Consider the following 14,200-nt stretch of genomic DNA (forward strand, 5'->3'; position numbering starts at 1 on the left):
TCATTCACATACTGCTATGTATTCTGGCATCGAACAAACTTAGCCGCAGGCAAAACCCGCCAAGGAGAACCAAGCATGCTATCGCCAAATCTATCCGTTCATCGTGCTGTTTCCGCGCCGACACGGCGTTCATAATCCCGGGAACCGCCAAACCGCATACGACGAATCCCGCCATGAATACGAGTGCGTTGTCCCCCGCAATCAAGCGTTTCACCGACTGGGCGCCCAAACTTGTGCCCGAAACCGTCATCAGGTATACGGCGCATGCGGCAAACTCTAAGACGATAACCACCAGATCGGTTTTTGCCAACCGTTGCAAAATGCCCGTTTTTGTTCGATCAAGGTTCAAGCTGATTGAACACAGCATCACCAGAGCAATCCCCGTCGAAAGAGCCGACAGGAAGAACAAAGCGATCAGCCACGGAGAATTCCACAAGGCGATCGACTTCATTGATTGCAAAAACACGCCTGTGTAGGTCATCACGAGCAACGCCGCCGCAAAGCCGATAACGAGCGCCATCGGCTTTATCCGATCGAGCGAACCAGGCAGAGAGAAGCATCCCGCCGCCGCAACAAACGCAACGCAAAGCAAGAGCGCTGTCAACGAGTACGTGCCCACGCTGATATAGCTAAGCGTCGGCTGGGTAAAAAGCATGTACGCTATCTCCGGTCGGCCCAAATCGGCAAGGAGGCAAATTGCCCCAAGAGCCAAGACAACAAAAGAAGCGGCGTAACCCCTCTTGGTCAAATTCGCGAAATACCGCTTCTCAACAGGCTGCGAGTATAAACCTGCCGAGCATGCCGAGCCCCTTCTCGCTCGAAAGGAAAAGGCGCTCGACCTGCAGTACCGAAAATCGATGCAAGCAAGTACTGCGAAAGCACCCGCCCCGGCGCCACCCAAGAACAAGTATGCAACGATCAGCTGACTCACGGCGCAGCGTATCCCCCGCTCGACAATCCCCGATTCTTACCGACCATAGAATAGCACATTGTCGCATGACTTTTTGTCGCATGGCTTCTCGGGCGATAACACCGCGTCCGGAAGAATCTCAAGACGCGGCCATCGAACCCGACGCTCTGCCCGCATGCTTCCATGCGGATTTCCATGGTTCGTCCTCCCGATTCAACCGCTAGAAGCGGCTTCGTTATTCATGCCATCAGGCGCTTTACCCAAAATTGAAAAAAGTCTATTGTTCTTGTAGCAAACGTTGTATAATAACGGCTGCGTTAATGAAGGAAACACTTCAACGAGTTTCGGCAAAGATAAGGATTCTGTTTTTTGGAGGGGGCAGGATCTTTCATCTTTGCCGAAACGCTTTCAGGGGCGGTGAGCATTCACCGCCCGATTTTTTTCTTGGCACCTCGAAACGATACGCTGCATCTGATTCGGCAGCACACGGCTCTTAAGATGGCAGAAAACAGCGGATTTTCGTTGCGGCGCGGATTCCCGAAAAGAGAAGCGCGAGGAACGCCTGGCCCGATCAGGTGAAAAGCAACCGTATGCACAAAGGCGATCCGCCTGGGAGGCGCTTATCGCTCGGAGACGACGAAAAACATTCGTTTCCTGCCGCGAATCCAGAGCTTGCCGACGAACCAAGGGCAGAAACGCAATCAACCCGCTAAAAAAGACAGCGACACCTACCGCATCGACGGGCAGGCGGCTATAGCGTTCTTCGGCTTTCGATGGCGCGGCCGAGCGTTACTTCGTCGGCGAACTCAAGGTCGCCGCCGACCGGCAATCCACTCGCAAGACGCGTAACCTTGATGCCCATGGGCTTGATGAGGCGCGCAAGATACGTTGCCGTCGTCTCGCCCTCAACGTTGGGGTTGGTGGCAAGCAGCACTTCGCCGACCTCCTCGGAAGCCAAGCGCGAAAGCAGCGGAGCAATATGGAGATCGTCGGGGCCGATCCCCTCCATAGGGGAAAGGGCGCCGCCCAAAACATGATAGGTACCCGAAAACGCCGCCGTGCGCTCTATGGGCGGGATGTCGCGCGGTTCGCTCACCACGCAGATGATTCCCCGATCGCGCTTCGCCGAAGCGCAGATTTCGCACAGATCGTCCTCGGCGTAATTAAAGCAGCGGGAGCAGAAGTGTACGGTTTCCTTCACTTCTGCGATGGCTTCCGACAACCGCATTGCCGTCGCCTTATCGGTATTGAGAATCCAGTACGCGATACGCTGCGCCGACTTCGGGCCAACGCCCGGCAGGCGCTCGAGTTCGTCAAGCAGCTTCTGTATCGACGGCGCAGCGTTCACGGCAGAACCCCTACATCAAACCGGGAATGTTCATACCGCCCGTGATGGAGTTCAGGCGCGACGAGCTCGCTTCCCCAACGCCGCGCAGGGCCTCGTTCACCGCAGCGACGACCATATCCTCGAGCATCTCGATATCCTCGGGATCGACCGCGTCCTTATCGATCTCGATGCTCTGCAGCGTCATGTCGCCGAGCGCAACGGCCTTCACCATGCCGCCTCCCGCAGTGGCCTCGAAGGTCATATCCTTGATCTCGTCCTGCGCACGGGCAAGCTCCATCTGCATTTTCTGAGCCTGCTTCATCATCTTCTTCATATCCATGGCGGTACTCCTTTGTCGTAATCGCTTGCCACCGGCTCCGTTACGCAAGCCGGGCTAATCAACTTCTTCGATGGTGAATCCCTCGCCGAACCCCGCTGCGAGAATCGACTCGATATCGCCCTCCCCCGCAGCCGAAGCTGCGCCCGCGGGGGCTGAACCCTGTGCAGGCGCTGCGCCCACCGGAGCTGAACCCTGCGCAGAAACCGCACTCGGAGCGGCCGCAACGGCGCTCGCGGCAGATGACTGGGTAGACTGCGCGGGCGATGCAACCGACTGCGCGGGCTGCGCTGACAGAGACGGCACGGAAGCCGCCTGACCTGCACCTGCACCTGCACCTGAACCCGCAACCGAGGCCGATCTCGGCGCCGAAACGGGCGCCTCGTCGGCGTCGAAGGGCACGTACACATCGTCGTACGCATCGACGGGAGGCAGGTCGGGCTCGGGCGCGCCGTACGCGGGAGCGGCCGCGCCCGCAGAGGCTGGCACCGCGCCGCCACTTCGCGTCGCAGCGGGCTGAGGCCTCTGGGATGAAACCGCACCGGCAGTCTGCGCGGGCTGGGCGGCAGGCTGCGCTGCCGACGGCTGCATTGTCGCAGAAGAGGAAGGCGTCGAAGCGCCGTTGCCCTGCGCATAGCGAAACGGGATATCGGCGCCGGCAGCTTGGAAAAGCGCCGTTTTCACCACGTCGAACACTTCGGGCTTCTGCANAGAATCGGGGCGAACCATGCGGGTGAGGGCGATCTCGAAGGAGAGGCGCGGATTGGTCGACGTCTTCAGCTCGGCCGACAGGTCGCCGAGCACGCCGAGCATCCTCGCCAGGCGATCGGGTCCGAACAACTCCATCTCGCTCACCAGCTCACGGCGGGTTGCCTCGCTGATTTCGAGCACCGTATCGGCTCCCGAGAGCGCAAGCACGTACATGTTGCGGATATGTTCGGCAAAATCGCGGGTAAACTGCGCCAGGTCGGCACCGGTTTCGATGTATTCCGCCGTCCAGGTGAAACACGACGCGATGTCGCGCGTACCGACGAAGCGGACGATCTCGGCCATGTCGTTGGTATCGAGCGATCCGAGCAGGCGCTCGGCATTCTCAAGCGTGACCTTCCCCTCGCCGAACGCGATAACCTGCTCGAGCGACGTGAGCGCGTTGCGCATGCCGCCTTCGGCCCGGTACGCGATGAGGTCGAGCGCATCGCCCTCGAACTCGACGTCCTCCGCCACGCAGATGGCCCCGAGGCGCGAGACGATGGCCTCGGAAGATATGCGGCGGAAATCGAAGCGCTGGCAGCGCGAATGGATGGTTTCGGGAACCTTTTGGGGGTCGGTCGTGCACAGGATGAACACGACGTGCGACGGAGGCTCTTCGAGCGTCTTCAAAAGCGCGTTGAACGCGGCCGTCGACAGCATGTGGACCTCGTCGATGATGTAGACCTTCGAGCGACCGCGCGTCGGCGCGAACTGCACGCGCCCGATGATCTCCTCGCGCACGTTCTCGACGCCTGTGCGGCTTGCCGCGTCGAGCTCGTAGACGTCCGGATGGGTTCCATTGGCTATTTCGGTGCAGTTTTCGCAGGTTCCATCGGGTTCGGCCGTCGGGCCCTTCTCGCACAAAAGCGCCTTTGCAAGCAGGCGCGCCGTCGTGGTTTTGCCCGTGCCGCGCGGACCGGTGAACAGGTAGGCGTGGCTGACCTTATCCTGCTCGATCGCGTTCTTGATCGTGCGCTCGATATGCTCCTGGCCCACCACATCTTCGAAGATCTGGGGGCGGTATTTTCTGTACAGTGCCTCTGCCATGCTATCGCCTTTTCCTACCCTCGCATATGTACGACGCGTCCTGACGGGCTTCGCGCCTCATTGGTATCAAGTTAGTTTACTGCACCTTGGCAGTCTATGCATCCGCCTCGGCATCGCCGTCAGTTGCCGCGACGGCAGCCGGGACGTTCGCCTCGGCGCCCTCGGTTGCGGCGACGGGCTTCTTCTTTCCGAACTTCGCCTTGAGCACGCCGCCCACTGCGGGGATGAGCGATATGAGCACGATCGCCACGATCACCAGCTCGAAATGCTCTTGCACGACGGGAATGCCGCCGAAGAAGTAGCCGAGCAGCGTGAACACCGACGACCAGACGATGCCGCCGAGTACGTTGAAGAAGAAGAACTTCTTGTAGTGCATGCGTCCCAAGCCGGCGAAGAACGGTACGAACGTACGGATGAACGGGAAAAACCTGCCGAGGAAGATGGCGAGCGGACCGTACTTGTCGAGCATGGCCTCGGTCTTTTCGATGCGCTCGGGAGTCATCGACTTGACGCGCCCCGAATCGATGATGCGCCTGCCGAACTCGCGGCCGATCCAATAGTTGCACTGGTCGCCGACAATGGCGGCCACCCACACTACAGGCAACAGGATCGCCAGGTTCAAGCCCTGCCCGTCGGCTGCGAAGAAGCCCGCCGTAAACAGCAGCGAATCGCCCGGCAGAAACGGCATGATAACCACGCCGGTCTCGATGAAGATGATGAGGAAAATGGGACCGTATGCACCGAGGGGGCCCAAGCTCGCTATCCATTCCGCAATGAAGCTACGGGGGTCTTGGAGCAGGTCGATGAAGAACTGGATGATTTCCATTGCAACCTATCGCATCGCGCGTACAACGTAGAACATGCAAGTATCCCGAATAGGCAAGGGCGCTCGTCAGCGGTCCTTTATGGCTGCTTCCTCCCGGACCTGACCAGGTTCAGAACTTGGCGCCGCCCTAGCCCATTCGAGATACTCGATCTTGAACCAGATCAGTATAGACGAACCCGCTGCAAGCGCCCGGGTATCGGTTGTCGAAGCAACCAAATTCACACAGACAGCGAGGTTTTGCGCACGGATCCATGCCCTCACGCCACCTTCTCAAGCGCCCTCTCGCTCAAGATCGACCGGATGTTCACAAGGAACAGCGTCGAGCAGAAGGCGACCGAAAGCACATCGGATAGGGGCTCGGCAAAATAGACTCCCCACACGCCGACGAAGTGCGGCAGAACGAGGGCAAGCGGGATGAGCAAGACGATTTTGCGCACGGTCGCAACGGCGAGCGAGAGCTTCGCCTGCCCGAGCCCCATGAAGATCGACTGCATGCCCAGCTGCAACCCCATCAGGCTCATCCCCGCGATGAATACGGGCGCCACTTCGCCCACCAACTCGACGAGCTGCGCATCTTCGGTGAACAGCTGCGCAATCGGCGCAGGAAACAACATGACGGCGACGGCGCAGACGAACTCGAATGCGAACGATACGGCGATGAGGCGCTTAGCCGCGCTCTTCACACGATCGAATAGGCGCGCGCCGTAGCTGTAGCTCACGATGGGCTGAACCCCCTGGGTGAACCCGTTTGCGGGCGCGAACAAGAGCTGCAGGATGCTTTGCAGAATGGTCAGCGCCCCCACGTACAGATCGCCGCCATAGGTTTGCAGCGTGCCGTTCAGAACGACGATGATCAAGCTTTCGGTAGCCTGCATGAAAAACGGGGCACCGCCGAGCGCGAGCACCGGGCGCACGATCTCGCCTTCGGGGCGAACAAGGCGCGCCTCGACTCTGAATACGCTCGATTTTCTTCGCAGGAAAGCGACCGTGAGCGCCGCACTCACCCCTTGCGAAACAACGCTCGCCACCGCCGCACCCTGGATCCCCATCCCGCAGACGAAAATGAGCAGCGGGTCGAGCACGATGTTGAGCACCGCCCCTGTCGCCACCGCGATGAGCGCGTACTTGGAATCGCCCTGCGCGAGCAAGAACGGGCACAGGCCCAGGTACGCCATCACGAAAAACGTGCCGACAAGGTAAATGGAAAGGTACGACCACGCGTACGGAAGCGTAGCCTCGCTTGCCCCGAACAACCCCAGCAAAGATCGTCCGAACAGCGCGAACACGACGATCAGGCATACGGCGAATATGACGAGCAGCGTCACGACGTTCGCCATAATGCGGTTCGCCCGCCCGGCATCGCCGTTGCCCAAAGCGATCGAAGCCAGCGGCGCGCCGCCCGCTCCCGCAAACGCCGAAAAAGATGCTATGAGCAGCACGATGGGCAAGCACACGCCCACCCCCGTCAGCGCATCGGCCCCGACGCCGGGAATATGGCCGATGAACACGCGATCGACGATGCCGTACAGCAGATTCACGAGTTGGGCGACCACGGTGGGAATGGCAAGGCGGGCCATCAGCCGTCCGAGCGATTCGGTGGCGAGAAACGCCTTCGAGTCCGATCCCCCCTCGGATGCAACCGCGTCCGCTCCCTTGTTTTCCGCTCCCATACACCACCACTTACCTTGTACGCCCGAAACCGCCGGTTCGCCCAGGCGGCTCGAACCGTTTCAGTTCCCGCTAATGCTGCCGTATCCCCTATGGTGCATAAGTATAAGTATTCGTCTTATCGATATCCAGAAGAGAGGATGCCCGAGCCGATGGTTCGGCGAGCGTCGAAGCCCGCCCGTTGCCTCTAGGAGCGCTTCTTCTGCTGTCTCCTCTTCGGCGCGTAGTCCTTCATGTCCTCGAGCGCACCGCCCGCGACCTCCCAGAAGTACAAACTCGCAACGCTGTTGTACGGCGCGTAACGGCGGCGGTACTTCTCGAACAAGTCGCGCGGAATCCTGCGGTGATGGTGCACCATGCGCATCCCCTTCTGGATGCCCAGATCTCCGAAACTCAGGATGTCCTTCCGTTGCAGAGAGAAGATCATGAGCATCTCGGCCGTCCATACGCCGATGCCGTCGAGGGCGCACAGGTCGCGACACACTTCTTCGTCGGGTTTCTCGCGCAGCGCCTCGAGATCAAGCTCGCCTGCGGCAACCCTCTCCCCTGCGTTGTGGATGTAACGCGCCTTACTGAAGGTCATGCCGAACTGCTGCAACTCCTCGATCGGAGCCGCGGCGATACGCTCCGGCGTTACCTCGCCAAGCCCCTCGACCATGCGGTTCCATACCGTCTGCGCCGCCTTGCCCGATATCTGCTGGGCAATGATCGAGTCGATGAGCGACTGGAACACATCGGCGTGCACCTCGCGCTCGATAAAACCGATTCGCTCGATGACCTCGGCAAGCCGCTTATCCTTCGCCTTGAGGTAGGCTATCTCTTCATCGCCGTATTCGAAGTAGCGCTTTTCCATGAGATCGCCTTCCGTCGAAAGAAATGTGCTATAGCACGCACGCCTGCATTTGCGAGGCTATTGTACCCGAACGCGTTGCAAGCGGGAGACGTACGGGCTACACCGAAAGTAAATCTAATCCGAATTCGCGCTTCCCTTTGTCCGTCAGCTCGAAAGCGAGCGGCTTAAGTGCTACAGGCACGATCAAACCCGCATTCTCAAGCTCACGGGTATACTTGCGTGCCGTTTGAGCAGTGAAGCCGATATGGGTTGCCATCTGACGAAGAGGCACTTCGTTGTACGCGCCGAACAACGCCACTTGCAACACCTGAAAAAGAATCTGGATAGCTTGCTCGGACAGTGCATACTTCGCCTCAATCGCATCGAGTTTTTCGCATGCTTCATCGAGCGCGGCGCGCTTCCCGTTCAAATCCGAAACAATATCGTCTTGAGCATCGCGGATCAATTGCATCATCTGCAACACGAAAAACGTCCCCTCGCCGTGATTGAGGGGATCTTCGGTCACCGAAAAGGCCTTATAGTATGCGCCTTTGTTCTGTGCAATGACCCGGGAAAGAGAAAGTGCCGTAGGGAGAGAAAGCGGCTTACCCACGTAGAGAGCCAGAAGATATCGCCCCGTCCTTCCGTTGCCGTCGTAGAAAGGATGGATGTATTCGAATAAAAAATGGGACAGGAGCGCGCTGTACAGCTCGGGGATATCCTCCGATCCAACAAGCGACATCATCTCCTGGAGCATAACGGCGATTTTCTCCTCCGGCTCGACACCACGATGAGCAACGCGCTGAGAAGCGCCCGTGATGTCGACCCCACTCGCCCGAAACAGCTGCCCGTCGGGCAGATCGTCTTCTCCCAGGGTTCCGGCAACAACATCGTCGTAGATGTCACGTATATCCTGAAGCGTCCGGGGAGGAAGAGCATCTTCTTCTATCAGGTTAAGATAGAGCTTTGCGAACTCGACGAATTGTTTTGTAGGTTTTTGCGCACCATCTTCTTCTCCTTCAGCACCATCAAGGGCTTCCTTTATTTGCCTTCTGGTGCTCCGTACGTTTTCCATTTCATTTGTACTCACCACTTCGTCCATAATGAGATTGCGGATGTATGCGCCGCACGCTATTCCTGGAAGGTCACGCCATAGCTGAGACACTTTGCGCTCCATCCGTAGCGTAGCGTCAAGCAATAGGGAAAGCTCACGAGGTGAAGCAAGGAACAGCTCCCCCGTTCCGATATCGATACCGGTTCGAAACGTGGATAGATCCTCGAGGCGACGACGTGCCTCGATCAGGTTCGCTTCCATCCGATCGCTTGATGCGTCGGCATGGAAAAGCTTTTCGAGCGTTTTGTAGACCATCGCCATTCGCCTTCGATCCTACTGGTGACATCGATGAATTATCAATAATAGTAACGTATAGACCTGCTCTCGAGCGATCCTAAACGTGAAAAACTCCGATTTTTCACGTTTAGATTGCTGAAAATAACTGCGTAAAGATAAAAAACGTTGCCTTTATCAAATGCGGGTCGATACAGCCACGAAGCTGCCCGCACGAGAGACCTTCAGGCGACAAGGCCCGCACGACACCGGGCCCATGGCCGCTCTCGTCGTGCGGGTCGTTGATATCAAGCGCGGGCATAGATGCCGCCGCTGCCGTCAGAGCACGGTTGCCGCAATCTCCTCGGCAGCCAAAACGCCCGACGTGTGCGCCCAACCGACCGTCTGCCCAAGCGCCCAGTAGTAGTCATTGTGCATGGTTCCCACCGATTCGGTCCCAACAGCATACAGCCCGCTTACCGTAGCTCCCGCCTCTGAAGCCTTTACCTCCATCTTCGGCGTCACGCTCAGATCTCCGCATGTGCCGAAGGGGGTCGGAGCCATGCGCACAGCGAAATACGGACCGTCGCCATACGGCACGAGATACTTCGCATCCTTGAAGAAAACCGGATCTTCCCCTGCTTCGCATAGCGCGGCATACGCTTCGAATTCCGCAGAGAACACCGACGGATCCCAGCCGACGGCCTCCGCAAGCGCCCCGGGGGTGGCTCCCTCGAACAGCACACCGGAGTCTTTCATCGATGCCAGATACGCATCGGTAACCGTATCGGGGTCGGCTTCTTTCAAGCCGTCGATCGCAGCCTGATCCGCTATGACGAACAACCACGGTTCGTCATAGGCAACCCCGTTCGCGCCGCCGTACGTCGGCACCCAGCAAAACGCGTCCTCCGAATGAAAGCGCTTACCGAACCGGCTGACGTGCATCCGGCCCTTCGCGGGATCCTGCATGACGTTGCCCAGCGCCTGAACACCGCCAGGATACGATACGTAGTTCTCGTCGATGGGATAGAGAGTATCGCAGCAGAGGATGCCGAGATTCCACGGTTTTGCCGCCCCAGCCGCCCATGCCATTGCGGCTCCTTCGCCGTTGTTCAGCACAGGATCGCGGCCGAGCAGCGGCACCGAGCACAACTCGTTGATCATGTCTTGGTTTGCACCGTACCCGCCCGAAGCAAGCACGACGGCCTTTCCCATAAAATCGACCGTCTTCGAACCTTGCGTTGCCCGAAGGCCGACAACGGCGCCGGATTCGTCCACGATAAGCTCCTGGCCCGTGCAACCTGTATGCATAGCTCCCCCGGCCGAGATCACAGCATCGACCATCTTGCCGTACGTCTTCTTGCGGTTGTCGTCGTCTTTCGGCGGCTGCGAGATGCGGTACTCATTACCTGACAATCCGTTGGTCGGGGGAGTTTCCTTCATGTAGAACCCGAAGCCGTAACCGCGCAGCCAATCGACGACACGGCCGCAATTGCGCAGATACGTGCTCAATACCTCATGATCGCAATGGTAGTGAACGGCCTCGAGCCACTCTCTGTAAAACGCCGGGATGTCGGCTTGCAGCCCTTGTTCGAGCTGGTATTCGCTGTTGAGCGAAATATAGCAATTGCCCGAGCAGACCATGCCCGTTCCACCGATGTTTTCGGTTTTCTCTACGATAAGGACTTTGGCGCCGTTCTCCGCCAAACGCGTGGAGCATGCTATCCCGCCAGGGCCGCACCCCAGCACAACGACATCGCCTTTGAACGTTTCGTCGGCTGGATCCATCGACCCGAGCACGCTGACTTTCGCCGGTTGCCCTTCCTCCACGCGCGAGGCATCGCCGCTTCCGCTCGCTTGGCTGGCACATCCCGCCAACAATCCGGCCGAAGCAACGCCTACGCCACCGATGGCGGCTCCTTTGAGAAAATTCCTTCGCGTGATGCTCATAAGATCATCCCCTTTGGTAGTATTTCCATTATCCGATTCGACGGCCTTGCCGCCTTTCGTATCATCGAGGCGACGGCGAGCACGGGCATCGGCCCAAAGGGGTCGAATTATAAAAACTACGAGTTTTTCGTATTGACCTAAAAGGACGATATGGCAAAAAAGGGCAGATCAAAGGCTTTTGACACAACGGTTCTACCGCTGTTTTTTTGTTGCCAGCTGGCAACGCTCGGCCTGCTCCGGCAAACGCCCTCCTATTCTTTATGGGAGACGGAGATCAATGCGTTTCCTGTTTTCAGCCTCTGGATTGCCAGAATCCTTTCGGTAGCCGTTCTACTCGTTGCGCTTACCATGGCGTTGAGAGGCTGCCGCTTTCTGCGGCTCCGCACCATGCTGGCCGTCAACGGAGCATCACTCCTCATCGGCTTCGTTCTTACCTTCTACTACGCCTATAGCCTGCCGGTCTATTTCGCTGCGCAGTGCTTGATAGGGATCGCCCATGCATGGATACTTCTCTGCTGGGCGGAGTACCTCACCTCGCTTGAGAAACCCCATCGAAATCGTTCGATCGCCTTTGCGGCGCTGATCGCCGTACTCATCTTTACGATCATGAGTGCGGCGCCCCAAAGCATGCAGGCCGTTTGTTTTCTCGCCATCGCATGCGGCAGCGTGCTGCCGCTTTTCCTCACGCCGCAAAACGATGACGAATACGACAAGGAAGCATCAGGAGGAAAGGCGCTCGACGCTCGTCGCAGCCTTGCTTCCATTCCATGGGAATTGGTCGTGCTCATGGCAAGCTATGCCATGCTTTTCAGGATTCTCGTATTCTTCAACTTCCCAGCCGTCGACGGATCGATGCAAACCGTTGCAGCAGCGGTAATCCGCATTGGCGGCATGATCTTACTTCTCCTGTACCTTTCGCGCGTCCAGTTCGCACCGAACACCCAGCAGATGATCATCCCCCTGTTCTTCCTCACCCTGCTCGGGCTGCTCCTCCTGCCAGGACGCGAGGGAATAGTCGCCACGGTCGCCGTGGCGCTCGTCGAATCAAGCTGGACGTTCTTCTACGTACTGATATGGCTTATCCTCCCCGAAATCGCGAACTCCAAAAAAGCCGACCCGTTTATCGTGCTCGTCGGCGGATGGACGGCGCTCAACCTGCTCCTCCTTTTGGCCGCTCCCCTTGCTTACTTCTTCGAAGTGCAGGTCAACCAAGGGACGCTATCGCTTACCGCATTGGTTCTGATAATCGTATACACCCTCGCCGTCGCGTTGCTGCTCTACCGCAACAGCGCGAAGCGCCTTCTAGCAAAGCAATCCCCCTCGTGGGAGAAAGAGCAGGAAGACCACTTTGCCGCGTTAGCCGAAGAACACGGATTGACTCCCCGCGAAAACGACGTGTTTCAACTGCTCGTACAGGGCTACAGCCTGCCGGCCATAGAAAAGAAATTCGTGCTGTCGCACAGCACTGTGAAAACCCATGCCCGCCATGTGTACGAGAAATTCGGTGTATCGGGAAAACAAGAACTCATCGAACGCGTGAAACGGTCGCAGCACATCGGTTAATCGATGCCGCCCGTTCTTTTCTCCGAGAGACAGGATGCCTGGAAAACAGCCTGACTACTCCACGAAGCACCGTTCACATGCAGAAAGACGGGCGGACGGTCGTTTGCCCGCCCGTCCGTCTTTTGTTCGAATGAAGCCGAATCCCGGGATCCTATTTTCCAGCCACGTGCTTACCCGTCAGATACCCGAACACAATGCAACGCCCGACCGAAAGGCCCATGGTCGAAAGCGAGTAATCGATCGCCCCGTAGAACGGACCCGAGCAGTTGCCTGCCGCGAACAGGCCCTCAATGGGTTCGCCGTCGGCGTTCTTGCATTGACCGTTCACGTCGATCAAAAGCCCTGCGGGTATTGCGGACACCGCATATTCGCGGGGCATCGCGTAGAAAGGCGGGGTGTTCACCGGCTGCATGTACTTCGAAGCCTTACCGAAATCGAGGTCGGCGCCCAATTCGCACAGCTCGTTGTAGCGCTCAACCGTCGCAACGGTGGCCTCGACAGGCAGGCCCGCAGCTTTCGCCAGCTCCTCGATGCTATCCGCCTGCAGAAGCGTGCCATCCTCGACGAACGCCGCAATCTTCTCGGGCGTGCCGTTTGCCACGGTTGGAACCGTCGGATCGCTCCCCCAGCCGTATATCTGATCGGAGTAGTTCGCGTCGAAGATGGTCACCATGCGGTGCTCGGGCTGATCGCGCAGAATCGTATTGCGCGCACCGTAAGGAACATCCTCGTACATGAAGCGCTCGCCGTTGACGTTGACCGCCAAGAGGGGTTCTTCGCGAAAGCATCCTTTGCCGCCATGGATCATCTTGCTGTGGCCGCCGGGCTCCATCACAGCGCCCGCCAAAAGGCCGATCAGGTGTCCGTCGCCTGTCTTGTTGATCTGCTTGCGGTTGAACACGAGCGCGTCGGGAACGTACTTGGCGAGCATAGCGTCGTTGTTCTGGAAATCTCCCGTCGCAAGAATCACGCCTTTTGCGGCAGAGAATTTCTTGTACGTTCCGTCCTCGGCCTTGCCAACAACACCCGTCACCGCGCCGTTTTCCACAACAAGCTGCACTGCAGGCGTATTGAAGAAAAACTCGACACCATCTTTTACCGCCTGTTCGGCAAGCGCCGTCGTCGGCGCCTGCATGCTATCGGGAAACAGCAGACCCTTCACGAAGCAGTTTCCGTCTTCGTAAACGTGGTCCATCGAATCGCTTTCCTTGCATGCATCAAAGCCAATCTCGGTAAGCCTATCCTCATACCACTCAAGCACATCCTGCGATTTGTCCGCAAACTCTTTCAGAAGAGCCATATCGGGCTGATGAGCATTGAGCTCGTGCATCTCGTGCAGGTACGCAGCAATACCCGCTTCGGTGCTCTGATCCTTCATGACCCGAGCCGCCAACATGCCTTGCGCAACGGGATTCGCCTCTTTCTGTAGAACCGCAACCGTTGCACCCGCCTCACAGGCCGCAAGCGCTGCGGGCACGCCCGTGGTTCCCGCGCCCACTACCACTACATCGAAGCTCAATTCCTCCGCAAAGTCAGAGATCTGCTCGGCTACAGCAACAGAACCCTCGAGTTCGGAAGCGGCCACGCGCCCATCGGCGTACGTCGCCACCCCGTCGGCTCCGTCGGCCCCCTGCGTTGCATCGGCTTGCCGGTCGCCCGCCGG

11 protein-coding genes and 1 other RNA gene are annotated in these 14,200 nt (G+C 58.4%); 1 reads left to right on the forward strand and 11 read right to left on the reverse strand.

Going from position 1 to position 14,200, the window contains the following annotated elements:
* Nucleotides 1–4: 4 nt before the first annotated feature.
* From nrfD to C1722_RS09230, 10 genes are all read right to left on the reverse strand, one after another.
* Nucleotides 5–931, reverse strand: coding sequence for an NrfD/PsrC family molybdoenzyme membrane anchor subunit (gene nrfD, locus C1722_RS09185; RefSeq protein ID WP_180995111.1), 927 nt, complete (start codon nucleotides 929–931; stop codon nucleotides 5–7).
* Between the two features lie 730 nt (nucleotides 932–1,661).
* Nucleotides 1,662–2,258 carry a recombination mediator RecR gene (recR, locus tag C1722_RS09190; RefSeq protein ID WP_102378963.1) on the reverse strand — a complete coding sequence of 199 codons (597 nt, stop codon included), beginning with the start codon at nucleotides 2,256–2,258 and terminating at the stop codon, nucleotides 1,662–1,664.
* Between the two features lie 10 nt (nucleotides 2,259–2,268).
* A complete protein-coding gene (locus C1722_RS09195; protein WP_102378964.1) occupies nucleotides 2,269–2,577 on the reverse strand; it encodes a YbaB/EbfC family nucleoid-associated protein in 309 nt (102 codons plus the stop codon).
* A gap of 54 nt (nucleotides 2,578–2,631) precedes the next feature.
* On the reverse strand, nucleotides 2,632–4,371 hold the full coding sequence (gene dnaX / locus C1722_RS09200; protein WP_102378965.1) for a DNA polymerase III subunit gamma/tau: 1,740 nt from the start codon (nucleotides 4,369–4,371) through the stop codon (nucleotides 2,632–2,634).
* Between the two features lie 94 nt (nucleotides 4,372–4,465).
* Nucleotides 4,466–5,197, reverse strand: coding sequence for a VTT domain-containing protein (locus tag C1722_RS09205; RefSeq protein WP_102378966.1), 732 nt, complete (start codon nucleotides 5,195–5,197; stop codon nucleotides 4,466–4,468).
* Between the two features lie 44 nt (nucleotides 5,198–5,241).
* Nucleotides 5,242–5,335: signal recognition particle sRNA small type (gene ffs / locus C1722_RS09210), an RNA gene on the reverse strand.
* A 119-nt stretch (nucleotides 5,336–5,454) separates the two neighbouring features.
* Nucleotides 5,455–6,867, reverse strand: coding sequence for an MATE family efflux transporter (locus C1722_RS09215; protein WP_102378967.1), 1,413 nt, complete (start codon nucleotides 6,865–6,867; stop codon nucleotides 5,455–5,457).
* Between the two features lie 185 nt (nucleotides 6,868–7,052).
* On the reverse strand, nucleotides 7,053–7,718 hold the full coding sequence (locus C1722_RS09220) for a DNA-3-methyladenine glycosylase family protein (RefSeq protein ID WP_102378968.1): 666 nt from the start codon (nucleotides 7,716–7,718) through the stop codon (nucleotides 7,053–7,055).
* A 97-nt stretch (nucleotides 7,719–7,815) separates the two neighbouring features.
* Complete coding sequence (locus C1722_RS09225; protein ID WP_102379610.1) at nucleotides 7,816–9,066, reverse strand: Fic family protein; 1,251 nt, start codon at nucleotides 9,064–9,066, stop codon at nucleotides 7,816–7,818.
* 297 nt (nucleotides 9,067–9,363) lie between these two features.
* Nucleotides 9,364–10,974 carry an FAD-binding protein gene (locus tag C1722_RS09230; RefSeq protein ID WP_102378969.1) on the reverse strand — a complete coding sequence of 537 codons (1,611 nt, stop codon included), beginning with the start codon at nucleotides 10,972–10,974 and terminating at the stop codon, nucleotides 9,364–9,366.
* A 150-nt stretch (nucleotides 10,975–11,124) separates the two neighbouring features.
* Between C1722_RS09230 and C1722_RS09235 the strand changes: the two genes are divergently transcribed.
* Entirely contained in the window at nucleotides 11,125–12,537 is a 1,413-nt protein-coding gene (locus C1722_RS09235) for a response regulator transcription factor (protein WP_102378970.1), read from the forward strand.
* A gap of 151 nt (nucleotides 12,538–12,688) precedes the next feature.
* Here C1722_RS09235 and C1722_RS09240 read toward each other — a convergent pair.
* Nucleotides 12,689–14,200, reverse strand: a 1,512-nt coding sequence (locus tag C1722_RS09240; RefSeq protein ID WP_180995112.1) for an FAD-dependent oxidoreductase, incomplete at its 5' end; no start/stop codon positions are given.

It is taken from the genome of Raoultibacter timonensis (assembly GCF_900240215.1).
In the GTDB taxonomy this organism is placed as follows: domain Bacteria; phylum Actinomycetota; class Coriobacteriia; order Coriobacteriales; family Eggerthellaceae; genus Raoultibacter; species Raoultibacter timonensis.